Source organism: Duganella rhizosphaerae (assembly GCF_040364205.1).
Taxonomy (GTDB): Bacteria; Pseudomonadota; Gammaproteobacteria; order Burkholderiales; family Burkholderiaceae_D; genus Rugamonas; species Rugamonas rhizosphaerae.
This window is the reverse complement of record NZ_BPWK01000007.1, coordinates 38,155-64,125: the sequence shown is the minus strand read 5'-3', so window position 1 is coordinate 64,125 and position 25,971 is coordinate 38,155. Positions and strand designations below refer to the sequence as shown.

Annotated in this window: 25 protein-coding genes; 5 read left to right on the top strand and 20 right to left on the bottom strand. The window is 63.6% G+C overall.

Features of this window, described 5'->3' with window-relative positions; translation table 11 throughout:
• Positions 1 to 8 precede the first annotated feature (8 nt).
• From astD to RUGAMON1_RS16355, 6 genes are all read right to left on the bottom strand, one after another.
• The gene (gene astD, locus RUGAMON1_RS16380; RefSeq protein ID WP_445231499.1) at positions 9 to 1,481 is read right to left on the bottom strand and encodes a succinylglutamate-semialdehyde dehydrogenase; all 1,473 of its coding nucleotides are present in this window, start codon (positions 1,479 to 1,481) and stop codon (positions 9 to 11) included.
• Positions 1,474 to 2,532 carry an arginine N-succinyltransferase gene (gene astA, locus RUGAMON1_RS16375; RefSeq protein WP_445231498.1) on the bottom strand — a complete coding sequence of 353 codons (1,059 nt, stop codon included), beginning with the start codon at positions 2,530 to 2,532 and terminating at the stop codon, positions 1,474 to 1,476. The genes astD and astA (RUGAMON1_RS16375) overlap by 8 nt, the downstream gene beginning before the upstream one ends.
• A gap of 13 nt (positions 2,533 to 2,545) precedes the next feature.
• A complete protein-coding gene (gene astA / locus RUGAMON1_RS16370) occupies positions 2,546 to 3,583 on the bottom strand; it encodes an arginine N-succinyltransferase (RefSeq protein WP_445231497.1) in 1,038 nt (345 codons plus the stop codon).
• Between the two features lie 93 nt (positions 3,584 to 3,676).
• The gene (astC, locus tag RUGAMON1_RS16365) at positions 3,677 to 4,921 is read right to left on the bottom strand and encodes an acetylornithine/succinylornithine family transaminase (RefSeq protein WP_445231496.1); all 1,245 of its coding nucleotides are present in this window, start codon (positions 4,919 to 4,921) and stop codon (positions 3,677 to 3,679) included.
• A 141-nt stretch (positions 4,922 to 5,062) separates the two neighbouring features.
• Positions 5,063 to 6,022 (bottom strand): GlxA family transcriptional regulator, encoded by a 960-nt coding sequence (locus RUGAMON1_RS16360; RefSeq protein WP_445231495.1) that lies wholly within the window; start codon positions 6,020 to 6,022, stop codon positions 5,063 to 5,065.
• A gap of 7 nt (positions 6,023 to 6,029) precedes the next feature.
• Positions 6,030 to 6,944, bottom strand: a complete 915-nt coding sequence (locus RUGAMON1_RS16355; protein ID WP_445231494.1) for a DMT family transporter — start codon at positions 6,942 to 6,944, stop codon at positions 6,030 to 6,032.
• A gap of 80 nt (positions 6,945 to 7,024) precedes the next feature.
• On the opposite strand from RUGAMON1_RS16355, the gene RUGAMON1_RS16350 reads away from it, so the two are divergent.
• The 3 genes from RUGAMON1_RS16350 to RUGAMON1_RS16340 all read left to right on the top strand — a co-directional run bounded on the left by RUGAMON1_RS16350 (position 7,025) and on the right by RUGAMON1_RS16340 (position 8,699).
• Entirely contained in the window at positions 7,025 to 7,498 is a 474-nt protein-coding gene (locus tag RUGAMON1_RS16350; RefSeq protein WP_445231493.1) for a MarR family winged helix-turn-helix transcriptional regulator, read from the top strand.
• Positions 7,495 to 7,776 (top strand): hypothetical protein, encoded by a 282-nt coding sequence (locus RUGAMON1_RS16345; protein WP_020700711.1) that lies wholly within the window; start codon positions 7,495 to 7,497, stop codon positions 7,774 to 7,776. Before RUGAMON1_RS16350 ends, RUGAMON1_RS16345 begins: the two co-directional genes overlap by 4 nt.
• Before the next feature lie 86 nt (positions 7,777 to 7,862).
• Positions 7,863 to 8,699, top strand: a complete 837-nt coding sequence (locus tag RUGAMON1_RS16340; protein WP_445231492.1) for an HDOD domain-containing protein — start codon at positions 7,863 to 7,865, stop codon at positions 8,697 to 8,699.
• Between the two features lie 198 nt (positions 8,700 to 8,897).
• Here the strand turns inward: RUGAMON1_RS16340 and RUGAMON1_RS16335 are convergent, their stop codons facing one another.
• The 6 genes from RUGAMON1_RS16335 to eat all read right to left on the bottom strand — a co-directional run bounded on the left by RUGAMON1_RS16335 (position 8,898) and on the right by eat (position 14,859).
• The gene (locus tag RUGAMON1_RS16335) at positions 8,898 to 9,515 is read right to left on the bottom strand and encodes a glutathione S-transferase family protein (RefSeq protein WP_445231491.1); all 618 of its coding nucleotides are present in this window, start codon (positions 9,513 to 9,515) and stop codon (positions 8,898 to 8,900) included.
• A gap of 61 nt (positions 9,516 to 9,576) precedes the next feature.
• Positions 9,577 to 10,272 carry a helix-turn-helix transcriptional regulator gene (locus RUGAMON1_RS16330; protein ID WP_445231490.1) on the bottom strand — a complete coding sequence of 232 codons (696 nt, stop codon included), beginning with the start codon at positions 10,270 to 10,272 and terminating at the stop codon, positions 9,577 to 9,579.
• Positions 10,273 to 10,317: 45 nt separating this feature from the next.
• The gene (gene eutC, locus RUGAMON1_RS16325; protein ID WP_445231489.1) at positions 10,318 to 11,187 is read right to left on the bottom strand and encodes an ethanolamine ammonia-lyase subunit EutC; all 870 of its coding nucleotides are present in this window, start codon (positions 11,185 to 11,187) and stop codon (positions 10,318 to 10,320) included.
• Positions 11,188 to 11,198: 11 nt separating this feature from the next.
• The gene (locus RUGAMON1_RS16320; protein WP_445231488.1) at positions 11,199 to 12,590 is read right to left on the bottom strand and encodes an ethanolamine ammonia-lyase subunit EutB; all 1,392 of its coding nucleotides are present in this window, start codon (positions 12,588 to 12,590) and stop codon (positions 11,199 to 11,201) included.
• 26 nt (positions 12,591 to 12,616) lie between these two features.
• On the bottom strand, positions 12,617 to 13,444 hold the full coding sequence (locus RUGAMON1_RS16315) for a TorF family putative porin (RefSeq protein ID WP_445231487.1): 828 nt from the start codon (positions 13,442 to 13,444) through the stop codon (positions 12,617 to 12,619).
• A gap of 35 nt (positions 13,445 to 13,479) precedes the next feature.
• Positions 13,480 to 14,859: an ethanolamine permease gene (eat, locus tag RUGAMON1_RS16310; protein WP_445231486.1), complete on the bottom strand. Its 1,380-nt coding sequence runs from the start codon at positions 14,857 to 14,859 to the stop codon at positions 13,480 to 13,482.
• Positions 14,860 to 15,065: 206 nt separating this feature from the next.
• On the opposite strand from eat, the gene RUGAMON1_RS16305 reads away from it, so the two are divergent.
• Positions 15,066 to 15,983 carry a helix-turn-helix domain-containing protein gene (locus RUGAMON1_RS16305; RefSeq protein ID WP_445231485.1) on the top strand — a complete coding sequence of 306 codons (918 nt, stop codon included), beginning with the start codon at positions 15,066 to 15,068 and terminating at the stop codon, positions 15,981 to 15,983.
• On the opposite strand, the gene RUGAMON1_RS16300 is transcribed toward RUGAMON1_RS16305, so the two are convergent.
• Positions 15,976 to 16,509 (bottom strand): chromate transporter, encoded by a 534-nt coding sequence (locus RUGAMON1_RS16300; RefSeq protein WP_445231484.1) that lies wholly within the window; start codon positions 16,507 to 16,509, stop codon positions 15,976 to 15,978. The two genes, RUGAMON1_RS16305 and RUGAMON1_RS16300, sit on opposite strands and share 8 nt — an antisense overlap.
• Positions 16,506 to 17,060, bottom strand: a complete 555-nt coding sequence (locus RUGAMON1_RS16295) for a chromate transporter (protein ID WP_445231483.1) — start codon at positions 17,058 to 17,060, stop codon at positions 16,506 to 16,508. Before RUGAMON1_RS16295 ends, RUGAMON1_RS16300 begins: the two co-directional genes overlap by 4 nt.
• A gap of 92 nt (positions 17,061 to 17,152) precedes the next feature.
• On the opposite strand from RUGAMON1_RS16295, the gene RUGAMON1_RS16290 reads away from it, so the two are divergent.
• Complete coding sequence (locus RUGAMON1_RS16290) at positions 17,153 to 18,043, top strand: LysR family transcriptional regulator (protein ID WP_445231482.1); 891 nt, start codon at positions 17,153 to 17,155, stop codon at positions 18,041 to 18,043.
• 100 nt (positions 18,044 to 18,143) lie between these two features.
• Here RUGAMON1_RS16290 and RUGAMON1_RS16285 read toward each other — a convergent pair whose 3' ends face one another.
• The 6 genes from RUGAMON1_RS16285 to queA all read right to left on the bottom strand — a co-directional run bounded on the left by RUGAMON1_RS16285 (position 18,144) and on the right by queA (position 25,881).
• A complete protein-coding gene (locus RUGAMON1_RS16285) occupies positions 18,144 to 20,216 on the bottom strand; it encodes a tetratricopeptide repeat protein (protein WP_445231481.1) in 2,073 nt (690 codons plus the stop codon).
• A gap of 63 nt (positions 20,217 to 20,279) precedes the next feature.
• Complete coding sequence (secF, locus tag RUGAMON1_RS16280; protein WP_445231480.1) at positions 20,280 to 21,302, bottom strand: protein translocase subunit SecF; 1,023 nt, start codon at positions 21,300 to 21,302, stop codon at positions 20,280 to 20,282.
• Positions 21,303 to 21,315: 13 nt separating this feature from the next.
• Positions 21,316 to 23,178: a protein translocase subunit SecD gene (gene secD / locus RUGAMON1_RS16275; RefSeq protein WP_445231479.1), complete on the bottom strand. Its 1,863-nt coding sequence runs from the start codon at positions 23,176 to 23,178 to the stop codon at positions 21,316 to 21,318.
• A 65-nt stretch (positions 23,179 to 23,243) separates the two neighbouring features.
• Entirely contained in the window at positions 23,244 to 23,579 is a 336-nt protein-coding gene (yajC, locus tag RUGAMON1_RS16270) for a preprotein translocase subunit YajC (protein WP_445231478.1), read from the bottom strand.
• 125 nt (positions 23,580 to 23,704) lie between these two features.
• On the bottom strand, positions 23,705 to 24,844 hold the full coding sequence (tgt, locus tag RUGAMON1_RS16265; RefSeq protein WP_116991915.1) for a tRNA guanosine(34) transglycosylase Tgt: 1,140 nt from the start codon (positions 24,842 to 24,844) through the stop codon (positions 23,705 to 23,707).
• 8 nt (positions 24,845 to 24,852) lie between these two features.
• The gene (queA, locus tag RUGAMON1_RS16260) at positions 24,853 to 25,881 is read right to left on the bottom strand and encodes a tRNA preQ1(34) S-adenosylmethionine ribosyltransferase-isomerase QueA (protein ID WP_445231477.1); all 1,029 of its coding nucleotides are present in this window, start codon (positions 25,879 to 25,881) and stop codon (positions 24,853 to 24,855) included.
• Between the last annotated feature and the right edge of the window lie 90 nt (positions 25,882 to 25,971).

The window sequence follows — 25,971 nt, the reverse complement described above, 5'->3', positions numbered from 1 at the left end:
TCAGTTCCTTAGAAGTGCATGCCCGGCGACAGTTTCGCAGGCATTTCAAGTACATTGTTTTCGATCGAAGCGACTGGGTAGGCGCAGTAGTCGGCCGCGTAGTAGGCGCTCGGACGATGGTTGCCCGATTTGCCCACGCCGCCGAACGGTGCGCTGCTGGCGGCGCCGGTGGTCGGACGGTTCCAGTTGACGATGCCGGCGCGTGCGCGCACCTGGAAGATCTTCCACAGGTTTTCGTCATTCGAGATCAGTGCCGAAGCCAGGCCGAATTCGGTGGCGTTGGCGGCTTTGATCGCGCTGTCGAAGTCCGCCACGCGGATCACCTGCAGCAGAGGGCCGAACCACTCTTCGTCCGGAATACCTTTGGCGTCGGTGACATCGACGATGCCGGCGCTGACAAAGCCGGTGTTCTCAACCAGCTGACGCATCGCCAGCAGGCTCTTGCCGCCCTTGGCGACCATGTCGGCCTGCGCCTGCACCAGGCGCTTGGCGATGGCAGCAGAAACAACAGGACCCATGAACGGCGCCGGCTCGGCGGCGGAGGCGCCGATGGTCAGGCGGCTGGCCACGTCGACCAGGCGCGCGATGATCGCGTCGCCCTCTGCGCCTTGCTTGACGATCAGGCGGCGCGCGCAGGTGCAGCGCTGGCCGGCCGAGATGAAGGCCGACGAAATCGCCATGAACACGGCGGCGTCGATATCCTTGACGTCCCACACCACCAGCGGATTGTTACCGCCCATTTCCAGCGCCAGCATCTTGCCTGGCTGGCCGCCGAACTGCTTGTGCAGCGCGGTGCCGGTCTGGCAGCTGCCGGTGAACAGCACACCGTCCAGCAGCTCGTTCTGGCCCAGCGCGACGCCCGCGTCGCGACCGCCGTTGACCAGGTTGATCACGCCCTTCGGTACGCCAGCCTTTTCCCACAGCTGCACGGTCTTGACGGCGGTGCGTGGCGCGTATTCACTCGGCTTGAAGACCACGGTGTTACCGGCGATCAGCGCCGGCACGATATGGCCGTTCGGCAGGTGGCCGGGGAAGTTGTAAGGACCGAACACGCCGAACACGCCGTGCGGACGGTGACGCAGCACGGCCTCGCCGTCAGCGACCTTGCTCTGGGTCTCGCCGGTGCGCGCGCCGTAGGCCTGCACCGAGATGTCGATCTTGTTGGCCATGGTGGTCACTTCGGTGCGGGCTTCCCACATCGGTTTGCCCACTTCTTCGGCGATCAGCAGCGCCAGCTCTTCCGCGTCTTGCTTCAGCAGATCGCGGAAACGGGTGCAGACGGCGATACGCTCGGCCAGCGGCGTCAATGCCCAGGCTTCGAACGCGTCGCGCGCGGCGGCGCAGGCGTGAGCCACGTCCTGCGCGGTCGATTCATTGCTGGCCCAGGTCTGCTTGCCGTTCGACGGATCGATGGTGACCAGTTCGGCGCCGCTACCGGCAAGCCACTCGCCGTTAATGAAGTTGCTCAGTGCTTTAGACATGTGGATTCTTCCTCAAATTAAGGGTCAGCGTGCGCACGGTATCGCCGGTATGGCAGTGCAGGAGTTTTTGTTCGGCTTCCGGCAGCGCGATGGCGCCGTTGACCGGCACCGATTGCGACAGGATCATGCGGAAATCCTTGAGCGTGGTGTTCGACACCAGCATCGGTTCGGCGGCGGCGGATTCCGGCGCGCAGGCCGAATCCCAGTCCGTCGTCAGGCCGATTTCGGCCAGCGTGCTTTCACGCATGGCGCGCAGTTCCGACACGCGCGCCTGCAGCACAGGACCGGCGTCGAAGATGTCGACGTAGCCTTCGAAGTACAGGCCTTCCTGCTCCAGCAGGCGGCGCGCCGGCGCGGTCGACATGTGCACCTTGCCGATCACTTGCTGCGCATCGTCCGGCAGATAGGCCACGTACAGCGGCTGGCGCGGCATCAGTTCGGCGATGAAGGACTTCTTGCCGACGGCGGTCAGGTCGTCGACGTGGTCGAAGTCCATCTTGAAGAAGTGGCGGCCCAGGCCTTCGTAGAACGGCGAGCGGCCGCTCTCCTCCTGGTAGCCGCGCATCTCGGCGATCAGCTTTTCGGTGAACAGGTGCGGGAACTGGGCGATGAAAAGAAAGCGGCTCTTCGACAGCAGCTTTCCATTGTTGCCGGTGCGGTAGTCCGGCGCCAGGAACAGCGAGCACAGTTCGGTGCTGCCGGTCAGGTCGTTCGACAGGTACAGCGTGTCCATGCGGGTGAACACGTCCAGCTCGCGGCTGGAGTGCACCAGCGTGCCGATACGGTAGTTGTAGAACGGCTCCGTCAGGCCGACCGCGCCCTTGATCGCGCACACGCCGGCGATGCGGCCGTTGTCGGTGTCCTCCATGACGAACATGTAGTCGCGCTTTTCGGGCGGGATGGTTTCGGCGAACGAGGCGACGGCGATCGCCAGGCGGTCGCCCATCATCTTCATGTCCGGCTTGAGGGTGGTCATGCCGCTGCCGACCTGCGTGGCCATCACGTACAGGGCGTCGAGGTCGTTGGCTGTAATTGCGCGTACTACTAGCATAGTTGGTCCACTCTTAGATTCTGACGCAGATGACGGTATCGCCTTCGGCGATCTGGAGCGCTTCCAGCACGTCGGCCGTCAGCGCCACATTGACTTGCGATTCCAGCGCCGAGCAATGCGTGACCACGGCGCGGAAGTTGTGTTCGGAGCCGGAGGATACGGCGTAGCGCAGTTGCGGTTCGCGGCCACGGTCCGGCGATTCGGCGGCGGTGGTCACGCGGCGTTGCAGCGCGCCGTTGAAGGTGCGCAGCGAATTCTTGTGCGCTTGCAGGATCGGGCCGCCGTCGAAGATGTCGATGTAGTCGTCAGCTTCGAAGCCTTCGGCCGTCAGCAGGTTGAACGCCAGCTCGCCCGACGGATGGATCTGGCCCATGGCCGCCTGCGCGTCGCCCGGCAGCAGCGGCACGTAGACCGGATAGTGCGGCATCAGTTCGACGATCACCGTGCGGTTACGCGCGCCGCCGATGACGCGCTCGGCGTCGAGGAAGTCCATCTTGAAGAATTTGCGGCCCAGCGCATCCCAGAACGGCGAACCGCCGTCGGCGTCGGTCACGCCGGCCAGCGGCACGAAGAAGCGGTCGGCGAAGCGGTGCGGCGCCAGCACGGCGAACATCAGGCGCGCGCGCGACAGCAGGGCCGCTTCCGGCGTGCCGTGTTCGCGTTCACCGACGTAAAAGCTCGACAGCTGCGAATAGCCGGTCAGCTCGGAGCACAGCGTCAGCGCGTGCACGCTGTGGCTGATGTTCAGGTCGCGCGATACCTGCTGGATCACGTCGTTACGGAAGGAGAAATAGGTGCCGTTGGAGCCGGCGGCGGCGAAGATCGCGGCGGTACCGACGATGGTCTTGTCCTGCGGCGATTCGAGCACCAGCAGGTAGGATTCTTCGCTGGGGATGTCGACGTGCGCGGCAAACGAGGCGATCGAACGCTCGATCATGTCGGCGATCTTCTCGCGCGTTTTCGGCAAGGTGTGCACACCCGGCATGGTCACTGCGGCCAGCGCTTCGAGGGCAGCAATATCCGCAAGTTCTACCGGACGGACTACATACATGGGAACTCCTCAGATTAACGCACAAGCCCGGAGCACAAAGCACCGGGCTGAAATGAAAGGCGGCGGAACCAGGTCCGCCGCCGTAGGTGCTATTTAAGCAGCCTTGATCATGCCGTCCAGCGACAGGCGCAGGATGCGGTCGGCTTCGGCGATCTGCGCGTCGGTGACGATCAGCGCCGGGGCCAGACGCAGCACGTCCATGCCGGCGATCAGCACCATCAGGCCATTGGCTTCAGCGGCGCGCTGGATGTCTTTCGAACGACCTTTCCAGGCATCGGTCACGACCAGGCCTTGCAGCAGGCCGGCGCCGCGCACCAGCGTGAACACCTGCGAGTAATCGGCCACCAGCTTCTCCATCGTCGAACGCAGCTTGGCGCTGGCTTCCTTGACGCGGGCCAGGAAGGCCGGCTGGTTGATCGTGTCCAGCACCGTCAGCGCCACGGTCGCGGCCAGCGGGTTGCCGCCATAGGTGGTGCCGTGGGTGCCTACGCCCAGCGTCTTGGCCAGTTCGTCGGTGGTCAGCATGGCGCCGATCGGATAGCCGTTGCCCAGCGCCTTGGCCGAGGTCAGGATGTCCGGGGTGATGCCGTAGGTCATGTAGTGGAACAGCTCGCCGGTACGGCCCATGCCGCACTGGACTTCGTCGAAGATCAGCAGCGCGCCGGTCTTGGTGCACAGGTCGCGCAGCTCTTGCAGGAAGGCCTTGTCGGCCGGCACCACGCCGCCTTCGCCTTGCAGCGGCTCGACGATCACGGCGCAGACGTCGTCGCCGATGGCGGCGCGTGCGGATTCGATGTCGTTATAGGTCACGTGGTCGATCGCCGGCGGCAGCGGCTCGAAGCCTTCGGTGTACTTCGACTGGCCGCCGACCGACACGGTGAACAGCGTGCGGCCGTGGAACGACTGGTAGCACGACACGATGCGCGACTTGTGCGCGCCGAACTTGGTGTGGGCGTACTTACGGGCCAGCTTCAGCGCGGCTTCGTTGGCTTCGGCGCCGGAGTTGCAGAAGAAGGCGCGGTCGGCGAAGGTCGCTTCGGTCAGCGCGGTGGCCAGGCGCAGCACTGGCTCATTGGTGTAGCCATTGCCCAGGTGCCACAGGGTGTTGGCCTGGCGGGTCAGCGCCTCGACCAGGATCGGGTTGCAATGGCCCAGCGAAGCGACGGCGATGCCGGAGGTGAAGTCCAGGTAGTGCTTGCCATTCTGGTCCCACAGGTCCAGACCAGCGCCTCGGACCGGTACCATCGCTGCTGGTGCATAGGTTGGCACCAGAACTTCATCAAAGGTCTGACGAGTTACAGGACGGGTGGTTACGGTCGTATCGAGCTTGGCGTTCATGGCATTCCCTATCAATGTTGGGTAAGGCGCGGCACAGCACCGCGTGGACCCATTATAAAAAGCGGCATGCTAAAACTCTTTTCAAATGGCGACAAGGATTTTCACTTTTGGCCGCAAAGTAAGCTTGTCAGAACAACCAGTCTATACAGGTGGCATCAGCTTGCGCTGCCTTTCCTCCCGAGGGGTATTGCCGAACAGGGCGCCGAAGGCGGTCGAGAAGTGCGAGCCGGACGAGAATCCGCACATCAGTCCGACCTGCACGATGGAATGATTGGTTTCCAACAGTAACTGCCGGGCGCGTTGCAGGCGCAACTCAAGGTAGTAGCGCGACGGCAGGCTGCCCAGGTATTGCTTGAACAGCCGCTCCAGCTGGCGGCGCGACAGGCCGACCAGATTGGCGATGTCGTCGGTGGACAGCGGTTCCTCGATATTGGTTTCCATCAGCGTCACCGCCTCGGACAGGCGCGGCTGCAAGGCGCCGAAGCGCGCCTGCAGGGCGACCCGCTGGCGCTCCTCATGACCGCGCACGCGCTCGATGCACAGGCTTTCCTTGATGCCGGCCTGCACGGTGGCGCCGAACAGGTGCTCGATCAGGGTCAGCGAGAAGTCGATGCTGGCGGCGCCGCCGCAGCAGCTCAGGTGGCGGCCGTCCAGCTCGAACAGATGGGGGGTCAGGATGGCGCGCTCGGAGATGCCTTCCGTGTCGGCGTACAGTGCCCACGGCAGCGCGATGCGCACGCCCGCCATCAAGCCGGCGGCGGCCAGCCACAGCACGCCTGCGCCGACGCCGCCCCAGTATTCGGCCGAGCGGCAGCGTTCGATGACGGCGCGGCTCAACTCGGGCGCCAGCGGCGACTGCCCCTCGTCGGCCACCAGCAAGGCAAGGTGGGGATTGTGAGGCGGCCAGCCCGGCTGCGCCAGCACCACTTGCGCCGGCGTCATGGTTTCCAGATGCAGCACGTCGCGGCCCAGCGCGGCGGCTGCCAGGCGCAGCGGCTGCACCAGGCCGGCCCAGGTGATCGCATCGGCCTCGCCCGCGTTCACCAGCAGCATGCGCAACGGCCGCTCTTGCGTGACGCGGGATAAATTATCGAAAGACATAAGACGCCTACTCCGGAGCCAGCACGGAGGCGGGCCGCTCGGTGCTCCACTGGCTGACGATCATGCCGGAAATCAGCAGCACCGCGCCCAGCAAGCCGTTCCAGGCCAGCGTCTCGCCCAGCCAGAAATACGCGAAGATTGCCGCGCAGCCCGGCTCGAAGGCGTAGATCACGGCCGCTTCGTTGGCGCTGCTGTGGCTCTGGCCCCAGGTTTGCAGCGAAATAATGGCGGCCGTGGCGACCACGCCCAGGTAGACCAGGTTCAGGCCGTACATCTGCAAGCCCTTCCAGATGTAGCTCACGTAGTCCGGCAAGTCCTGGCTGCGCTCGGCAAAGCCCAGCGGCACTTCGCGGATCAGCAGCCACGCGGCGGCGCACACGGCCACCGTCAGGATCTGCGAGGCGGTCAGCACCATCAGCTTCTCGACCTTGCGGGTGGTGGTTTCCATCAACTTGACGTAGATGCCGAAGAACAGCGCGCACAGCAGCGCCAGCGTATCGCCGCGGCCCCAGGTGAAGCTGCCCTCCCAGCACAACGCGAACAGGCCGGCCAGCGCCAGCACCAGCGCGACGACGATGCGGCGCTCCAGCCGCGCGCCCATCAGCACGCCCAGCAGCGGCGGCACCAGCACGTTCAAGCCGGTGACGAAGGCGTTGCGGTTGGAGCTGGTCAGCGCCAGCCCCTCGATCTGGAACACGTAGCACAGGAACAACACCGCGCCGGCGATGATGCCCCAGCGGATATCGTTCCACTTGGCGCGCCACATAAACGGCAGCAACAGCAGGCCGGCCAGCGCGAAGCGGCACAGCACGATCCAGCTGGCCGACAGGTAGCCGGTCATGTCCTTCATCGCGGGGAAAGTCGTGCCCCATACCAGGGTCACGATCAGCAAAGCGGCGATGCCGCGCAAGTGTTGAGGCATGGTTTTTTTATTATGAATGTGCGTCCGTCATTATAGTACCGGCCAAGATTGCCGGTGCGAACCGGCTATAATCCCGGTCTATGGGTGAACGATTTTTGAAAAGCATCCGGCTGCTGGCCGATTGCTTACAGAGCTACGAGCGGCTCTCTGGCCAGTACGTGCGCCAGAGCGGCTTGACGCACGCCCAGTTCGATATCATCGCCACGCTGGGCAATACGCCCGGCATGTCCTATAAAGAATTGGGCGACAAGACGCTGATCACCAAGGGTACGCTGACCGGCGTGATCGAGCGCTTGGAACAAAAAGGGTTGGTGGAGCGTCAGCGCAACGACTGCGACAAACGTTCCTTCTTTGTCCGGCTGACGGCGGAGGGCGAGCAGGTGTTCTGCACGGTCTTCCCCGCGGTCGTCAAGGAAAGCGGGAAAGTGTTCGCGCATTACAGCGAAGACGACTACGCCGCCCTTGAAAAAACCCTGAGCGATCTTAAAACTGTAATCATGGCCGGCCATACCGAATGCCCGTCCACCTGCGACTCAACCAAGGAAATCATTTGAAAACGACTCTGCTCGAAGGCAAAAAGCCTGCCAAATTCGACAAACACATTATCGGCAACCTGCTGCTGAACCAGTCCACCCCTGACGAAGTCCGCCAGGAAAAGCTGATCATCGGCGTGCGCAACGAAGACGGCGAGATCTACCGCCTGATCGGCGCGACCAAGCACAACAGCTTCATGAACGCCATCGAAGAGCTGTTCGACCTGGGCCTGACCGACGAACTGCAAGACACCGACGCCACCCAGGACGGCTGCGACGCCATCTTCAGCGAGCAGTAATCCCGCTGAAGGCGGTCTGTTGTGCCGCGGAAAAGTATTTTCAGAAGAAGTGCCACACGGCAATATTCCGAGTATAATTTTTTGCAATGGACAGACTCGACGCCTTCAAGACTATTGCTGCTCAGGCGAGCCGGGGGGAGCTCTCGTTCCCGGTCAACGTCAACGCCTCGCTGCGCTTGCAGCAGGCGCTGAGCGATCCCGATTGCCACACCGAGGCGGCGGCAAAACTGATACAGGCAGACCCGTTGCTGGCGGCGCGCAGCGTCGCCATCGCCAACTCGGTGGCCTACAACCGATCCGGTACTGAAATCTCCAGCGTGCGCGCGGCCGTGCAGCGGCTCGGCGTGCGCACCCTGCAATCGCTGGTGGCGGCGCTGATCGTGCGCCAGATCGGCAGCCAGGTCACCGATCCCGTACTGCAAGCCAAAATCAATCAACTGTGGGAACACACGGCGCACGTGGCGGCCCTGTCGCAGGTCATCGCGCGCCGCGTCACGCACGTCGACCCGGATACGGCGCTGTTTGCCGGCATCATGCACGAGGTGGCGGGCTTCTACATGCTGTCCTGCGCCGGCGACTTCCCGGAAGTGATGGACGGCGAACCGGAGGACTGGGTCGAGCACGGCGAGGTGGAAATCGGCCGCGGCGTGATGACCAAGCTGGACGTGCCGGACGGCGTCTACAGGGCGATCGAATCGATGTGGGTGGGTTTGCGGGCGTTGCCGCCGGAAACCCTGGGCGATACGCTGCTGCTGGCCAATGACCTGTCGCCGGTGCACTCGCCGCTGTACCAGCGTCCGGGCGCGACCACGCTGCAAGGCGCGCGCACCATCGACTTCGTGGTCGGCGAAGGCACGCTGCACGCCATCATGAGCGAATCGGCGCTGGAAGTGCAGTCGCTGTACGCGGTGCTGATGCTTTAACCCGCACTGCGGCCACAGGGGTCTGACCCCATGCGGGGTCAGACCCCGCCTCGGTTCGGGGTTCGCAGCAAAAAAAAAGCCCGCTGGGGAGCGGGCAAAGTCCAAAACTAGGGATCTCCTCCAGAGGAGACAAGTCCAGAATACTCGCCCCGCCCCGCCCGCTCTGTGCGCCAGTTCACATATGGACACAAGTTTCCATCACCACACCGGCTCCGATTGTTTCCACGCATCCAGCTGCTGAATGCGGGCTAGCCACGCCATCATCTTCGGATATTGAGTTACCGGCAACTTAGCTTGCTCGGTATACATCAGCGGCGCGGCCAGCGCGAAGTCCGCCAGGCTCAGCTTGTCGCCCACGACCCACTCGCGCCCCGCCAGATGCTGCTCCAGCACGGCGCCAAATTGCGCGACCTGCCGCGCTCCCCTTGCCACTTCGGCCGGGTCGGGAACGCCGCCGCCGGTGATGCCCTTCCAGATGTTTTCCCAGACGATAATGCCCAGCGCCGGCGAGAAATGCTGGCACGCCCACAGCATCCAGCGGTTGATGTCGGCCCTCGCCATGATGTTGTCGGGGTAGAGCGTCTGGCCATGGGTGCGGTCGGCCAGGTATTGCATGATGGCGCAGGATTCCCACAGGATGAAGTCGCTGTCCTGCAGCACCGGCACCTTGCTGTTGGGATTGAGCACCTCCAGCCGGCGGCGGTCCTCCTGGCTCATCAGGTTTACTTCGGTCAGCTCCAACGGCGTGCCCATGTGCAGAGCGGCCAGCATGACGCGGCGCGAGTTGGAGGAGGCGGGGTGGTGGTATAGGCGCATGTGAAGTCTCCGTTGGGTGGGTTGAGAACTTCATCGTACGACCGGCCTGCGACAGTTTTTGTCAGTAGTCTTCGCGCAGGTTGTGTTGCTGGCGCCAGGTTTTCAGCAGGTCGCTGCGGCGCGCCGGATAGCGCACGCCCAGCGATTCCACCTCCGCGATGCGGTCGATGCGAAAGTGACGGAAGGCCATCCGCAGCTCGCACCACGCGGCGAGCAAGCGCTTACCCTCCATGAAGGCCAGCGCGAACGGCCACACCACCCGCTCCGACGGCTTGCCGTGCTCATCCTGGTAGGCCATGCGCAAGCGGTGCTGGTAGCGGATCGCCTCGCGCACCGGGCGCACGTGGACGTCGCTGGCGCTGTCCTGGTCCTGGTACAGCGGCACCCACAGGCTGGTCTCGGCCATGTCGTCGCGCAGGTCCTTGGGCGAGGCGGCGGCGATCTTGGCCAGCGCGTTGTTGGCGGCGGCGGCCAGCGCCTCGTCGCCTTGTCTGCGCACCCAGCGCGCACCCAGCACGAGGGCCTCCAGCTCGTCGGCGCCGAACATCAGCGGCGGCAGGAAGAAACCGGCCTTGAGCATGTAGCCGACCCCGGCCTCGCCCTCCAGCGGCGCACCCAGGCCGGACAGCGTCTGGATGTCGCGGTAGATAGTGCGTTCGGATACGCCCAGCTGCTCGGCCAAACGGGCGGCGGTGACGGGACGGCGGTAGCCGCGCATCGCGTCCATCAACAGGAAAAGTCGGCCGGTACGGCTCATTGTCGCTTTCTCACTAGTCGCTCTGGCGGGACGTCCGCCTGCCGACTAATCGAGGTCGAGCAGGAAGTTGCGTTGCGGCGCGTCCAGCATGGTGTTGTCGGAGGCTGTTTCATCCTTCAGCGCGACGCCGGACAATTGCCGCTGGCGCGATTCGGATAGCAGGTAGTGAAGCTTGAAGGCTGCGTCGTCGTAGGTCAAGCCCGCCGGACGCACATTCGAGATGCAATTGCGGGCGGCGTCGGTCAGGCCGGTGCGCGGCGCCCAAGTCAGGTACAGGCCCATGCTGTCCGGCGAGCTGAGGCCGGGTCGTTCGCCGACCAGCACCACCACCGCGCGCGCGCCCAGCAACTCGCCCACCTCGTCGCCCACCGCCACCCGCCCCTGGCGGACGATGGACAGCGGCGCCAGCGACCACGATTCGGCGGCCAGGCGCGCCATCATCACCTTCAGGAAGGGCAAGGCGTTCTGTTCGATCGCCAGCGCGGACAGGCCGTCGGCGATGACGAAGGCCAGGTCGTAGCCGGCGCCGTCACTCCCGCCGTCACTCCCACACTCGCGCGGGCGGGCCAGCAACGCCTGGCGCGACGCGTCGTCCAGCCGCCGGCCCAGGTCGGGACGTTGCAGGTAAATGTCGCGGCTGGCGGCGGCGCTGTGCAGCGCCAGGCAGGGCAAGCCCGTGGCTGTTTGCAAGGCATCGCCCAGCGCAGTGTGATCCAGCGCCAGGTGCACGGCGTCGCGCGCGCGCGCATGCGCGAGCTGGAATTCCAGTTGCGGCGCGGTCGGCTGGCTGACCCCGCTGCGTCCCAGCGCGATGCGCGCCGCCGTGAAACGCCGCAACGATCCCCACGGATTGGTGGTCACCACGCCATCGTTGCCAGCGGGGCTGGCCGGAAGCAGGTGCTCGTCGTCTTTCATTCTGGTTCCCATTATTTCAGGCTGGCCAGCGCTCGCTGGAAGGAAGCCGGCAGCGCTTTGCCCAGTGTAACGTAGTCGTCGCGGGTGAAGATTTCCATCTCCTTCAGCCAGGCTTCGAATTCCGGCGCCGGCTTCAGGCCCAGCACGCGGCGCGCGTACAGCGCATCGTGGAAGGAAGTGGTCTGGTAGTTGAGCATGATGTCGTCCGAACCGGGGATGCCCATGACGAAGGTGCAGCCGGCCGTACCCAGCAGCGTCAACAGGATGTCCATATCGTTCTGGTCGGCCTCGGCGTGGTTGGTGTAGCAGACGTCGCAGCCCATCGGCAGACCCAGCAGCTTGGCGCAGAAGTGATCCTCCAGCCCCGCGCGCACGATCTGCTTGCCGTCGTACAAATATTCGGGGCCGATGAAACCGACCACCGAATTGACCAGCAGCGGCTGGAACTTGCGCGCCACCGCGTAGGCGCGCGTCTCGCAGGTCTGCTGGTCGACGCCGTGATGGGCGTTGGCCGACAGCGCGCTGCCCTGCCCCGTCTCGAAGTACATGACGTTGTTGCCCACCGTGCCACGTTGCAGCGACAGCGCGGCCTGCTGCGCCTCCGCCAGCAAGGCCAGGTTGATGCCGAAGCTGGCGTTAGCCGCCTCGGTGCCGGCGATCGACTGGAACACCAGGTCGATCGGCGCGCCGCGCTCGATGGCGGCGATGGTGTTGGTCACATGGGTCAGCACGCACGATTGCGTCGGGATGCCGTAGCGGTCGATGATCTCGTCGAGCATGGTGACGATCTTGATCACCTGCGGCACATTGTCGGTGGCCGGGTTGATGCCGATCACCGCGTCGCCGCTGCCGTACAGCAGGCCGTCCAGCACGCTGGCGGCGATGCCGGTGGCGTCGTCGGTCGGGTGGTTGGGTTGCAAACGCGTCGACATGCAGCCCGCCAGGCCGATGGTGTTGCGGAAGCGGGTGACGACGCGGCATTTCTTCGCCACCAGGATCAGGTCCTGGATGCGCATGATCTTGGAAACGGCCGCCGCCATCTCCGGCGTGATGCCGGGGGCAACAAAGGCCAGCGCGGCTTCATCGGCGGCGTCGCCCAGCAGCCAGTTGCGGAAGTCGCCCACGGTCAGGTGGGCGATGCGGGCGAAGGCAATGCGGTCGTGATCGTCGATGATCAGCCGCGTCACCTCGTCCTGCTCATACGGCACCACCATCTGGTTCAGGAACAGCGACAGCGGCAGCTCGGCCAGCGCCATCTGCGCCGCCACCCGTTCCTCGGCGCTGGCCGCCGCCAGCCCCGCCAGATAGTCGCCGGAACGCGCCGGCGTGGCCTTCGCCATCAAGTCCTTCAGGTCGCGGAACTGATATGTCCTGCTGCCTACCGTATGTGCAAAGCTGCTCATTGCCGTCTCCCGATGCTGCAGGTGGTCTAGAAGTTGCGCGAGGCGGTTACGACCAGGCGCTTCTGTGCCACGTTCTTGCCGCTGCCGTCGGCGTTGAAGAAGGTCCACAAAGGTGTGCCGTTCTTGCTGGCGTCGCCGCTGTTGTAGGTCCCCGCCGCCGTGAACGCCCAAACGTCCACCGTCTTGGTCACGCCCGCCTTGATGTCGAAGAAATTGAAATCGCTCATGTTGCGCACTTGCTGGCGGCCCGCGTGCAGGTTCAGCACCAGGCCCGGCATCAGTTCGGGATTCCAGTTCACTTCGGCATATGCGGTGCCGCGCGTGTTGGCCAGCTTGCCGCTGTCCGGCTGTACCGCGAAGCCGAACCAGTACTCGCTCAGCGCCACCCAGGCGTAGGCATTGAAGGCGCCGATGTTCACGCCCAGCTTGGCCTCCTGCGTATGGTACTTGATGTCCTTGCCGCCCGCCGCATAATGCGCGCCGGGATACCAGTAGGTGACCAGGCCGGCGTCGATATTATTGCCCTCGCTCAGCGGATAGCGATAGCCGCCGTAGACGTCGATCTCCGAACCGCTGCCGTTGTTATAGGCCGCGTGCGAAACGCCGGAACCGAACAGACCGAGATAGAAGCCGCTGACATGGGTGAAGTCCAGCGTGGCTTGCGCCGTCGGCTTGGCCTGCGTCTGCGAGATGCCGCGGAAAATATAGTCGGACACCAGCGTCACATTGCCGGTGTTGGTCCAGTCTGGCGCGGGCGCTGCCGGTGCAGGTACGGCGTCGGCCGCCAGCGCGCTGCCTGCCGCGCAAGCCAGGCATCCGGCCGCGGCCAGCAGGGAGAAGAGGGATTTGGACATGGATAGTGCTCCGTTGTTGTGGGTTAGACGGCGGGTTAGACAGCGTCAAGCGCCGCGTGCTGCTGACGATTGCCCTTGGTGGCCAGGAAGAAGCCATAGCCGGCGGCCATGAAGCCGACGAACACGCCGAAGATCAGCAGGTTGTAATAGATCATCGTCACCAGGCAGACCAGCGCGCCGGCCAGCGCAATCGCCGGGAACAGCGGATAGAACGGTGCGCGGAAAGGACGCGCCATGTGCGGCTCCGTGCGGCGCAGCTTGAACAGGCTGAGCATGCTGAGGATGTACATGGTGATGGCGCCGAATACCGACATGGTGACGATGTTGGCGGTCAGGGTCTGGCCGCCGATCTTGATCAGCTCGTCGCTATAGATGGCAGCGATGCCGATCACGCCGCCCGCAAGGATGGCGCGGTGCGGCGTCTTGAAGCGTGGATGGATCTTGGCGAAGTAATGCGGCAGGTAAGCCTCGCGCGCCAAGGCAAAGATCTGGCGCGAATAGCCGAGGATGATGCCGTGGAAGGAAGCGATCAGTCCGAACAAGCCCAGCCACACCAGCATGTGCAACCAGTTGCTGTGCTCGCCGACGATGATCTTCATCGCCTGGGGCAGCGGATCGTTGATGTTGGCCAGCTTGGTCCAGTCGCCAGCGCCGCCGGCAAACACCATCACGCCGATCGCCAGCAGCACCAGCGTAATGATGCCGGCGATGTAGGCGATGGGGATCGAACGCTTCGGATCCTTGGCTTCCTCGGCCGCCATGGCCACGCCTTCAATCGCCAGGAAGAACCAGATCGCAAACGGAATCGCCGCGAACATGCCGGGAATCGACGCGATGCTGAAGCTGTCCTGGCCAGACCAGCCGCCCTTGACGAAGTTCGCCACCGAGAAGCCGGGCGACACCACACCCATAAACACCAGCAATTCAAAGATGGCCAGCAGCGTCATCAGCAACTCGAAGGTGGCCGCCACCTGCACGCCGACGATGTTCAAGGTCATGAACACGACGTAGGCGCCGACCGCCGCCGTCTTCGGATCGACGGTGGGAAACTGCACATTCAGATACGCGCCGATCGCCAGCGCAATCGCTGGCGGGGCGAACACGAACTCGATCAGGGTGGCCGCGCCGGCCAGGTAGCCGCCGGTCGGGCCGAAGGCGCGCTTGCTGTAGGCGAACGGGCCGCCCGCATGCGGGATCGAGGTGGTCAGCTCGGTGAAGCTGAAAATAAAGGTGGTGTACATGGCCGCGATGAACAGCGCGGTGATGGTAAAGCCCAGCGTCCCCGCCGAGGCCCAGCCGTAGCTCCAGCCGAAGTACTCGCCCGAGATCACCAGGCCTACCGCGATGCCCCACAACTGGAAGGTGCCTAGCGACTGTTGCAGCGCCGGTTGCCCGGCCGCCTGTTTTGCATTCATGTGATTCTCCCTAAGGTAAAGCGCGTCTGGTATGGAAGTTGCAGCAGAATCGAGTATAGGAGCCAGCCAAATGCCAGCGTTATCGAAAATCGGCAAACTTGCGAGGGGCTAGCGTCCACGGGAAGAAATAACAACAGTGGGAGAAAAATAATATGCACCAGACTGCGACAGCGTTGGTACACAGTGCGCCAGATTTGCGCACTGTGATGGCGCACGACGCCGATGAATTGGCCAGCAAGCTCACCAACTGGCAACAAAGCTACGACCAGATCAGCTCCGGCCTGTTCCACGGCGCGCTGACCGAACTGCGCCTGCCGCAGCTGCAAGTATTCCGGGAAAGCCTGAGCCAGTCGGTGCGCCAATCCTGCCGCGTGTGGCCGGACGCCATCTGGTTCGGCCTGCCCGACCACGGCGCCAGCACGCGCATCAACGGCCGCCAGACGGCAGCCGACTGGATTATGGTGCAGCCGGGCAACGTTGAGTTCGAACTGGTAACGCCGAGCGCCTACAGCATCTTCGGCATCGTTGCCAGCCGTGAGCTATTGATCGAGACGGCGCGGCGCTACGGTTGCCAGATCGACTGGCAGCGGGTGCAGTCGGCCGAGTTGTTGCAGGTGGATGCACAGGCCCAGGCCAAATGCCTGCGCGTCCTGTCGCAGCTGCTGCCGGCCGAGGGAGAAAGCACGGCGGAAGGCGCGGCGCAATGGCAGGAGCTGGTGCTGTCCACCCTGCTCGACATGCTGGACCACAGCTGCGTGGAGCCGGCGCTGGCGGCCAGCCTGCAACGGCGGCGCCACGTGGTCTCGCTGGCGCGCGAATACATCATGGCGCACCGCAGCGATTCGATTACCGTACCGGAGTTGTGCGAACGGGTGCATGTGAGCCGACGCACCTTGCAATACTGCTTCGAGGACGTGCTGGGCATGAGCCCCATGCTGTACCTGCGCATGGTGCGCCTGAACGGCGTGCGCCGGCAGTTGCAGGACGGCGGCGCCATCGGCGACGTGGCCGGCTCCTGGGGCCTGAGTAACTTCAGCCAGTTTTCCAGCGACTACCGCAAGCTGTTCGGCCACTGCCCGTCGGCGTCGCTGCGGTCGCGTTCAACGCCGCACTCGCTCAGATAAGACCCAGCATGCCGGCCAGCGCACCGGCCGCGATCAGTATCACCGGATTGATCCTGGACCGCAGCAGTATCACCGCCGCCAGCACCGTCAGCACATCGGCATGCCAGCTGACGTTGGAGATACGGGTGAACAGCCAGGCGGTGGCGGCCAGGAAGCCTATCGATATCGGCGCGAAGGCATCGCCCAGCGCTTGCGTCAGTCGTCCGCCGGCATGGCGTGCCTGCAAGCGGATCGCGGCCAGTGTCAGCAGCGTCGACGGGCCCAGCACCGCCAGCGTGGTGAAGATCGCGCCCGCCCAGCCGGCGATCAGCCAGCCCACCAGCGAGACGAACAACAGGTTGGGACCGGGCGCCGCCTGCGCTATCGCATACGCGGCCGAGAACTGTTCATTGTTCAGCCACTGCTTGCCCTCGACCACGTAGTGCCCCACCTGCGGCCCTATCAGCACCACGCCGCCGCCCACCGCCATCAACGACATCACCGCTATGTGCAGCGACAGCTCGACTACCGGAGATTGCTCGTTCATTTTTTCTCTCCCACCAGATAATTCGCACCGGTGCCCAACGGCGCCAGCACACAGAACACCAGCGCCAGCTGCCATTGCAGCAGACCCAGTCCGATAAAAGCCAGCGCCAGCAAGGCCGCCTGCAAATGCGTGCGGTGTTCGCGCCAGTCGGCCTTGGCGAACATGGCCTTCGCCATCTTTACGGCGGTGGCAAGGATCAGCCCCGCCGCCACCGCCGCCATGCCGCGTATCGCGTGGCGGAACATCTCGACCTCACCGAAGCGCTGGTACACCACGCCCACTGCGATGACCACCAGGAACGGGCCGGCGACCATGCCGGCCAGCGCCGCCAGCGCGCCGCCCGTGCCGGCGTAGCGGTTGCCCACCATCAGCGCGACGTTGCAGATCGTCGGGCCGGGCAGCATTTGGCTGGTGGCCAGATACTTCGCGAACTCCTCGGCCGTCAGCCACTTGTGCTGCTCGACCAGCGCGCGGTAGGCGAACGGCATCACGCCGCCGAAGCCCATCAACGCCAGCTTGGAGAACACCAGGAAAATTGTTGATAGCGGCATGATCTTCTCCTTCGGTTTCAATGAGGCGAATTTTCCGCCTCCATCAAATATAAGTACAATGAATTTATTTAGACCATTCATTCATTTTTCTGATGAAAATCGACATACTCGGCGTACAGGCTTTTGTCGCGATTGCGGACTTTGGCGGATTCCAGAAAGCGGCGGAGACGCTGCATGTGACGCAAACCGCCGTCACGCAACGGCTGCGCAACCTGGAGGACTTCCTGGGTGTGATGCTGGTCGAACGCACCACGCGCTCGATCGCATTGACCAGCATCGGCACGGACTTCCTGCCGCAGGCACGGCGCCTGCTGCAAGAGCTGTCGTCAACGCTAAGCGAGATCCGCGAGACCGGCAAGGCGCAGCGCGGCGACGTGTCGATCGCCTGCGTGCCGACGGTGGGCATACAGTATCTGCCGCAGATCATCCAGGAGTACTCGGCGCGCTTTCCCGACAACCGCATCAAGATTCTCGACCACGCCTCATCGCGCGTGGCGGAGGCGGTGCAGCGCAGGGAAGCGGAATTCGGCATCGGCCTGGGTGGCGGCATGCATCCCGATCTGGTGTCGGTGCCGCTGATGGAGGATCATTTCGTGCTGGTGTGCCGCGACGATCATCCGCTGGCGAAGCGGCGCTCGCTGACGTGGACGCAGATCCAGCCCTACCCGCTGATCTTCTCGGGCGACGTCAACGGCAACCGCGCGCTGCTGGACAGCTACCTGGGCAGCAAGAGCGCGGAACTGAACCTGCACTTCCAGTACGACGTGCAACGCAGCGCGACGGCGGTGGGCCTGGTGGCCTCCGGCATCGCCGCCGCCATCGTACCCAACCTGGCGATCATCAAGGGCAGCTATCCGCGCCTGCGCGCCATCAAGCTGAAGGAGCCGACCATCTCGCGCCAGCTGGTGCTCATCACCCGCAAGGCCGGCCACCTGTCGCCGGCCGCGCAGGCGCTGTACGACATGATCAAAACGGGGCGCTAACGCAGCGGACGCTCAGCATGGGTTCCCGCTTTCGCGGGAACGACGGGGCGGCTGTGCCGTCATTCCCGCGAAAGCGGGAATCCATAGAACCGCTGAACAATCAGAAACTGATCCCGTATTCGCGGAACTTGGCCGACATCGTGCGGCGCTCCTGTTCCTCAGCCGCGCGCTGCGCCGGTTCGTTGCTGGTGATCTCGGCCGGCATGCGGCCGGCAGCGGTTTCGAACTGGCCGCGCGCTTCGTCGCGACGGCCCAGCGCCTCGTAGGCCAGCCCGCGCTGGAAGTAGGCTGGCGCGTAGTTGGGCTGCGACTGCAATCCCAGCGACAGCGCCTGCAACGCCTCGTCATAGCGCTTCAGGGCATGCAGCGTCAGGCCGAGGTGGTACTGCACCATCATCGACGGCTTGTTGAACAACACGCGATTCAACTCCTCGGCCTTGCGCACGATGCGCAGGCTCTCGCCGTACTTGCCGTCCTTGCGCGTTTGCGCCGCGTAGTTGATGTAGCGGTAGAAGGTGCGCAGCTGCCGCTTCTTGGCCGTCTCGCGCAGGTCGGACAGATAGTGGCTGGTATCATCGCCGGCATGACCGGCGCAGTCCTCGTAGGCGTCCGCGCCGCGCTTGCCCCAGCTAGTGACCACGCGCCGTTCGCCGATGCGGCTCAACAGACCGGCCATGGTGGCGTAGTCGCCGGCCTGGCAGGCGAAGTAGGCGTAGGCGTTCAGGTTCCATGGATCGGGGTAGCGGTCCACCAGCGCATCGAAGCTGGTCTTCATTTCGCTCCAGTCGGCGAGGCTGTTGTCGAACAGCTTGTCGTCATAGGACATCTGGCTCATGTACCAGTAGACGCGGGCGTACATCGCATCGGAATCGGCGGTACGCACAGCCTTGGCGCTGCGGGCGATTTCGTCGACCGAGTCCGGCGCGCTGGCCCACATCTCGGTCGAGAAGAAGGCGGCGGTGAAATAGGTCTCGTGATAGTTCGGGAACTCCTTGCGCGCTTCGGCCACCGTGTTCATCACGCCCAGGAAGCTGTAATGGTCCGTGTACGGCAGCACTTGCAGCAGGGCCTTGTAGAACTCGGGATCGCGCTCCTTCAGCATCGGCTTTTCAAGCGTGTTGATGATGCTCATCGCTTCGCGCGTGGAGGCCAGCATGCGTTCGATGTCCTCCTTCGGAACATCCTTGTAGTTGGCCGTGCCACGGAAGGTGGTGCCGCGCGCGAGCAACACGTAGACGTGGTAGATGCGCGCCGCGTTCGATTTGGGGAACTGCTTCTCCCACGCCTTCGCTTCATTCTCCATGCGCGTCCAGTAGGCCAGGTCGCGCGTACCGTGGGGACGCCGGCGCAGCTGGTTGTAGAAGATTGCCAGCTTCCATACACCGCTGCCGGTGCGCTGCATCGGATCCAGCAAGCGCTTGCGCAATGCCTCCAGGCTCTTGTAGTCGCCCTTGCTGAGATAATCCTGCACTTCGGCGATCAGCGCATTGCGGGCTTTCAGCTCGACGCTCTCCGGCACCGACGGCGCTTCCGGCTTGGCCACAGCGACCGGCGCCGGCTCCACCGCGCCCTCCATGGCAAGCGCCAAAGCCTGCTGCAAGCGCCCTGCTTCCGGCGTCGCAGGACGCGACTTGTCGAGCCGCTCCTTCCACTCATCGCCACCGATAGGACGCTGCAAGGATACGCCGTCCACGTACACGCTGACGTAGCCGAAGTAATTGAGCAGCAGCGGCTTGCCGGGGCCGAAGTAATCCTTCTCCGCCACCAGCCCTTCTCCCTTCGGCGGCCAGGGGTCGGACATATGCAGCACATCGCGCATCGCCGCCTGCAAGCGCATGGGATCGAGCTTCTTGCACGGATCGTTCAAGCGCTTGGGATGGAAGCTGCACAGCTGCGCGGTATTGCGCGTCTTGATGAACCACTGGGCGATAGAGTCGCCGGCATGGCCATCGGGCTGCTCGATCAGCATCGACGCTTCGATCGGCTCCCCCGCGTACTCCGCCAGCTTTTGATGGATGGGCCGCTGCGGATGCTGCTGCGGCCAGATGCGCATGAACTCATGGTCCGCGATCGGATGGTCGCGCAGCGCGGACGCGTAGCTCAGGTCCCACGGCAGTTCGGCGCCATGCGCGGCGCAGCAGACCAGAAGACCGGCCAATAATCTGTACATCATAAAAAAAAATCCCCCAAAGCTAAAAGCGCTGGGGGATTCTACTATCAAAACGATAACGTTGTTTTACACTACAGCGCCATCGGTTTCGTCTTTTTCCTTGATCGGCTTGATCAGGTCTTCACGCTTCACGCCCAGCCACATGGCCACTGCGGCAGCCACGAACACCGACGAGTAAATACCGAAGCAGATACCGATGGTCAGCGCGATCGCGAAGTAGTGCAGCGTAGGACCGCCCAGGAACAGCATCGACAGCACCATCATCTGCGTGCAGCCGTGGGTGATGATGGTACGCGAGATGGTCGAGGTGATCGCGTTGTCGATCACTTCATGCACCGACGACTTACGCTGCTTGCGGAAGTTTTCGCGGATACGGTCGAAGATAACCACCGACTCGTTGACCGAGTAACCCAGCACCGCCAGCACCGCCGCCAGCACCGTCAGCGAGAACTCCCAGTGGAAGAACGCGAAGAAGCCGAGAATGATGACCACGTCGTGCAGGTTGGCGATGATCGCCGCCACCGCGAATTTCCATTCGAAGCGCACAGCCAGGTAGATCATCACGCCGATGATCACCATCACCAGCGCGTTCAAACCGTTCTGCGCCAGCTCGTCGCCGACCTGCGGGCCGACGAATTCGACTTTTTGCAGCGACACCACTTCGCCGCCTGCGGCATCGGTGCAAGCGGATTTGACTACATGCTCGCCCTTGGCGGTCACGGTGTCGATCTGCTTGGTGGCGCCCTGCTCGGCCGCGCACAGCGTGGTGAACACCAGCTGCGACGCATCCTTGGAGGTGACGTTCTTCACCACCGGCAGGCGCAGCATGACGTCATGCGCGGTGCCGAAGCCGGTCACTTCCGGCTGCTCGTAGCCGATCTTCTCCAGCGAGTGACGGATCTGCTCCAGCTTTGCAGGCTGCTGGTATTTCAGTTCCATCACGGTGCCGCCGGTGAACTCCACCGAGAAGTTCAGCGGACGGGTGATCAGGAAGAACACGGCCGCGACGAAGGTCAACGCCGAAATCGCGTTGAACACCAGCGCGTGGCGCATGAACGGTATGTCTTTTTTGATGCGGAAAAATTCCATGTGAACCCCTGAGTTATTTCAGACCCGGTACCCAAACGGTACCGATGGCGAGCGATTGCAGCTTCTTCTTGCGGCCGTACCAGAGGTTGACCACACCGCGCGAGATGAACACGGCGGAGAACATCGAGGTCAAGATACCCAGGCAGTGCACCACGGCGAAGCCGCGGATCGGACCGGAACCGAACACCCACAATGCGATACCGACGATCAGCGTGGTCACGTTGGAGTCGATGATGGTCGCCCATGCGCGGTCGAAGCCGGCGGCGATCGCCGCCTGCGGCGTGGCGCCGGAACGCAGCTCTTCGCGGATACGCTCGTTAATCAGCACGTTGGCGTCAATCGCCATACCCAGCGCCAGCGCGATAGCGGCGATACCAGGCAGGGTCAGGGTCGCCTGCATCAGCGACAGCAATGCCAGCAGCAGCAACAGGTTGCAGGCCAGCGCCAGCACGCTGAAGAAGCCGAACATCATGTAGTAGGCGATCATGAAGATGGCGATGGCGGCGAAACCGTACATCGTCGAATGCAGACCCTTGTTGATGTTCTCGGCGCCCAGTTGCGGGCCGATGGTGCGTTCTTCGATCACGTCCATTGGTGCGGACAGCGCGCCGGAGCGCAGCAGCAGCGCCAGCTCGGCGGAGTTCTCCGCGTTGCCCATGCCGGTGATCTGGAAGCTGCTGCCGAATTCACTTTGGATGGTGGCGACCGACAGCACTTCCGGCTTGCCCTTCTCGAACAGCACGATGGCCATGCGCTTACCCACGTTGTCGCGGGTCAGGTCGCGCATCTTGCGGCCGCCGTCGCCGTTGAGCGTGATGCTGACGGCAGGCTGCTGGTTCTGGTCGTAGGTGGCGGTGGCGCTGGAGATCGAGTCGCCGGTGATGACGACGTCCTTGCTCAGCACGACCGGCACGTTGCGGCCGACGGTGAACAACTCGGAGTTGAACGGGATCGCCGACGTCAGCTCGGTGCCCGGGGTGACCGAGTTGTCGGTCATGCGCACTTCCAGCGTCGCGGTGCGGCCGATCACGGCGCGCGCGCGCGCCACGTCCTGCACGCCTGGCAGCTGGACCACGATGCGGTCAGGGCCCTGCTGCTGGATGATAGGTTCGGCCACGCCCAGTTCATTCACGCGCTTGGACAGCGTGGAGATGTTCTGCTTGACGCCATCGTCGATGGTTTGCTTGAGCGCGACCGGCTTCAGCGAGACGGTGGTCTTCAGCGCATCGCCTTCGCCGGAATCGACCAGCAGCAGGTCGGTCATCTGGCCTTGCAGTACGTCCTTGGCCTTCTGGCGGGTGGCGTCGTCGCGGAATTTGATTTCGATGGTGTCGCCCACGCGGTCGATGCCGGCGTGACGCACGTTCTTGTCACGCAGCGAGGTACGGGCCAGGGCCTGGATGCCTTGCACGCGCTTGGCCAATACCGCCTTGGTATCGACCTGCATCAGGAAGTGCACGCCACCGCGCAAGTCGAGGCCGAGGTACATCGGCAGCGCATGCAGCGCTTGCATCCATTTCGGCGTGTCTTTTTGCAGGTTCAGCGCGACCAGATAGGTCGGATCGGTCGGATCGGCGTTCAGGCCCTTTTCCAGCACCGACTTGGCGCGGAACTGGGTGTCCGGATCGGCGAAGCGGGCGCGCACGGAAGCGTAGGTGCCGGTGCCGTCGAAGGCGATGCCGTTGTAGGCGATGCCGGCGCCCTTGAGCACCTCTTCCACCTTGGCGCCCATGTCGGCCGAAATCTTGACGGTCGATTTGCCGCTCGTGACCTGGACCGCAGGCGATTCGCCGTAGTAGTTAGGCGCGGTGTACAGCGCGCCCAGCAGAATGGCGACTACGATCAGTATGTATTTCCAGAGAGGATAGCGATTCATATTGTTCAACGTTCAGTGTTAGGCGTCGGATGCAATAAGGCCCGCGTAGCGCGGGCCGGGACTGATTACAGCGCCTTCAGCGTGCCCTTAGGCAGCAGCATGGTGACGGAATTCTTCTGCACCGTCATTTCGGCGCCGGTGGAGATTTCCAGGGTGATGTACAGGTCGGTCACCTTGACGACCTTGCCCAGCACGCCGCCGGCGGTGACGACTTCGTCGCCCTTGGCCAGCGCTTCCATCATGGCCTTCTGTTCTTTCGCGCGCTTCTGCTGAGGACGGATCATCAGGAAGTACATCGCAACAAACATCAGGATCAGCGGCAGGAAGCTGGTGAGGTTACCGCCCAGGCCGAGTGCGTCGAGTGGGGAAGCCGATTGGGCGTAAGCGTTGGAAATGAACACAGGTGACTCCGATAATAGTTTGAAAAAATAGCGCTGTATTCTAGCACTGGCCGGAAGGCGCTAGGTCTTCCGGCTATGTGGGTGGCATAAATCTTTTTACAAGACTTACAACACTTTTAGTTAATTCAGATGCCGCGACCACGATCGGCGTGGAATTGCAGGGTCCAGGCGTGGAAGCGGTCCTCATCCAGGGCCTCGCGCATCTGGCGCATGATGTCCAGATAGTAGTGCAGGTTGTGGATGGTGTTCAGGCGCGCGCCGAGGATTTCCTGGGTGCGGTTCAGATGGTGCAGGTAGGCGCGCGAGAAGTTGCGGCAAGCATAGCAGGAGCAGGTGCTGTCCAGCGGTTCCTTGTCTTCCTTGTAACGGGCGTTCTTGATTTTCACGTCGCCGAAGCGGGTGAAGATCCAGCCGTTGCGGGCATTTCGAGTGGGCATCACGCAGTCGAACATGTCGACGCCGTTGGACACGCCGTTGACCAGGTCTTCCGGCGTGCCGACGCCCATCAGGTAGTGCGGCTTGTTGGCCGGCATTTTCGGGCCGACGTGGGCCAGGATGCGCATCATGTCTTCCTTCGGCTCGCCGACCGACAGGCCGCCGATGGCCAGACCCGGGAAGTCGATCTCTTCCAGCTTGGCCAGCGATTCGTCGCGCAGGTTCTCGAACATGCCGCCCTGGACGATGCCGAACAGCGCGTTCGGGTTCTCGCCACGGTGGAATTCGTCTTTTGATCGTTGCGCCCAGCGCAAGGACATGCGCATCGACTTTGCCGCCTCCTCAAGAGTTGCCGGGCGGTTGTCGATTTCATAAGGGGTGCATTCGTCGAACTGCATGACGATGTCGGAGTTCAGCACGCGCTGGATCTGCATCGACACTTCCGGCGACAGGAACAGCTTGTCGCCATTGATCGGCGAGTTGAAGTGCACGCCCTCTTCGGTGATCTTGCGCATCGCGCCCAGCGAAAACACCTGGAAACCGCCGGAATCGGTCAGGATCGGCTTGTCCCAGCCCATGAAGTCGTGCAGGCCGCCGAACTTGGCCATGACGTCGTTGCCCGGGCGCAGCCACAGGTGGAAGGTGTTGCCCAGGATGATCTGGGCGTCGATTTCTTTCAGTTCCAGCGGCGACATCGCCTTGACCGAGCCGTAGGTGCCGACCGGCATGAAGATCGGGGTCTGGACCACGCCGTGGTTCAGTTTGACTTCGCCGCGGCGGGCCTTGGTCAGGCCGCTGCTATCGGTCTTGTGCAGTTTAAATTCCAGCATATTGTTCCTTATTTTGCTCGTGCTTGCGTCGTCAGCAGCATGGCGTCGCCATAGCTGAAGAAACGGTATTCGTTGGCGATCGCGTGGGCGTAGGCCTTGCGGATCTCTTCAAAACCGGCGAAGGCCGACACCAGCATCAGCAGGGTCGACTTCGGCAGGTGGAAATTGGTGATCAGGCGGGTGACCGTCTTGAACTGGTAGCCGGGCGTGATGAACAGCGCGGTATCGGCGCTGCCCGCTTCCAGCTGGCCGCTCTGCGAGGCCGATTCCAGCGCGCGCAGGCTGGTGGTGCCGACCGCCACCACATCCCGGCCGGCGGCGCGGGTGGCGCACACGGCGTCCACGGTTTCCTGCGGCATGGTGTACCACTCGGTGTGCATCTTGTGCTCGGCCAGCACCTCGGCGCGCACCGGCTGGAAGGTGCCGGCGCCCACGTGCAGCGTGACGTAGGCGAAGTTGACGCCCTTGGCCTTCAGCTCGGCCAGCAGCTTCTCGTCGAAGTGCAGGCCGGCGGTCGGCGCGGCCACCGCGCCCGGCACCTTGTTGAACACGGTCTGGTAGCGGGTTTCGTCGAAGGAGTCGGCGTCGTGCTCGATGTAGGGCGGCAGCGGCAGGCGGCCGTGCGCTTCGATCAGGTCGAACACGTCGGCGTCGAAATGCAGGGTGTAGAACTCGCCGGCGCGCTCGCCGACGGTGACGTCGAAGGCGTCGGCCAGGCGGATCTTGACGCCGGGGCCGGGCGACTTGGACGCGCGCACCTGGGCCAGCACGGTGCGGTTGTCCAGCACGCGTTCGACCAGCGCCTCGATCTTGCCGCCGCTCTCCTTGACGCCGAAGAAGCGCGCCTTCAGCACACGGGTGTCGTTCATCACCAGCAGGTCGCCCGCTTGCAGCAGGCCGACGATATCGGCGAACTGGCGGTCGATGATCTGCTCGCCGTCCAGGTGCAACAGGCGGGAAGCGCTGCGGTCTGGCAGCGGGAATTGCGCAATACGCTCTTGCGGCAAGTTAAAATCGAAATCGGAAAGCGAGTACATTTGCGGACTTCTGGAAACTGTTGAAGAAAATTCGGATAGGCCCGAAGGCGGTGCAAGTCGTACAATACCGGCGTTGCTTTGCTGCGGCCA

Excerpts from the sequence above, each read along its gene's own strand:
- astD (WP_445231499.1), bottom strand. The coding sequence starts at position 1,481 with ATGTCTAAAGCACTGAGCAACTTCATTAACGGCGAGTGGCTTGCCGGT.
- astA (WP_445231498.1), bottom strand. The coding sequence starts at position 2,532 with ATGCTAGTAGTACGCGCAATTACAGCCAACGACCTCGACGCCCTGTAC.
- astA (WP_445231497.1), bottom strand. The coding sequence starts at position 3,583 with ATGTATGTAGTCCGTCCGGTAGAACTTGCGGATATTGCTGCCCTCGAA.
- astC (WP_445231496.1), bottom strand. The coding sequence starts at position 4,921 with ATGAACGCCAAGCTCGATACGACCGTAACCACCCGTCCTGTAACTCGT.
- RUGAMON1_RS16360 (WP_445231495.1), bottom strand. The coding sequence starts at position 6,022 with ATGTCTTTCGATAATTTATCCCGCGTCACGCAAGAGCGGCCGTTGCGC.
- RUGAMON1_RS16355 (WP_445231494.1), bottom strand. The coding sequence starts at position 6,944 with ATGCCTCAACACTTGCGCGGCATCGCCGCTTTGCTGATCGTGACCCTG.
- RUGAMON1_RS16350 (WP_445231493.1), top strand. The coding sequence starts at position 7,025 with ATGGGTGAACGATTTTTGAAAAGCATCCGGCTGCTGGCCGATTGCTTA.
- RUGAMON1_RS16340 (WP_445231492.1), top strand. The coding sequence starts at position 7,863 with ATGGACAGACTCGACGCCTTCAAGACTATTGCTGCTCAGGCGAGCCGG.
- RUGAMON1_RS16335 (WP_445231491.1), bottom strand. The coding sequence starts at position 9,515 with ATGCGCCTATACCACCACCCCGCCTCCTCCAACTCGCGCCGCGTCATG.
- RUGAMON1_RS16330 (WP_445231490.1), bottom strand. The coding sequence starts at position 10,272 with ATGAGCCGTACCGGCCGACTTTTCCTGTTGATGGACGCGATGCGCGGC.
- eutC (WP_445231489.1), bottom strand. The coding sequence starts at position 11,187 with ATGAAAGACGACGAGCACCTGCTTCCGGCCAGCCCCGCTGGCAACGAT.
- RUGAMON1_RS16320 (WP_445231488.1), bottom strand. The coding sequence starts at position 12,590 with ATGAGCAGCTTTGCACATACGGTAGGCAGCAGGACATATCAGTTCCGC.
- RUGAMON1_RS16315 (WP_445231487.1), bottom strand. The coding sequence starts at position 13,444 with ATGTCCAAATCCCTCTTCTCCCTGCTGGCCGCGGCCGGATGCCTGGCT.
- eat (WP_445231486.1), bottom strand. The coding sequence starts at position 14,859 with ATGAATGCAAAACAGGCGGCCGGGCAACCGGCGCTGCAACAGTCGCTA.
- RUGAMON1_RS16305 (WP_445231485.1), top strand. The coding sequence starts at position 15,066 with ATGGCGCACGACGCCGATGAATTGGCCAGCAAGCTCACCAACTGGCAA.
- RUGAMON1_RS16300 (WP_445231484.1), bottom strand. The coding sequence starts at position 16,509 with ATGAACGAGCAATCTCCGGTAGTCGAGCTGTCGCTGCACATAGCGGTG.
- RUGAMON1_RS16295 (WP_445231483.1), bottom strand. The coding sequence starts at position 17,060 with ATGCCGCTATCAACAATTTTCCTGGTGTTCTCCAAGCTGGCGTTGATG.
- RUGAMON1_RS16290 (WP_445231482.1), top strand. The coding sequence starts at position 17,153 with ATGAAAATCGACATACTCGGCGTACAGGCTTTTGTCGCGATTGCGGAC.
- RUGAMON1_RS16285 (WP_445231481.1), bottom strand. The coding sequence starts at position 20,216 with ATGATGTACAGATTATTGGCCGGTCTTCTGGTCTGCTGCGCCGCGCAT.
- secF (WP_445231480.1), bottom strand. The coding sequence starts at position 21,302 with ATGGAATTTTTCCGCATCAAAAAAGACATACCGTTCATGCGCCACGCG.
- secD (WP_445231479.1), bottom strand. The coding sequence starts at position 23,178 with ATGAATCGCTATCCTCTCTGGAAATACATACTGATCGTAGTCGCCATT.
- tgt (WP_116991915.1), bottom strand. The coding sequence starts at position 24,844 with ATGCTGGAATTTAAACTGCACAAGACCGATAGCAGCGGCCTGACCAAG.
- queA (WP_445231477.1), bottom strand. The coding sequence starts at position 25,881 with ATGTACTCGCTTTCCGATTTCGATTTTAACTTGCCGCAAGAGCGTATT.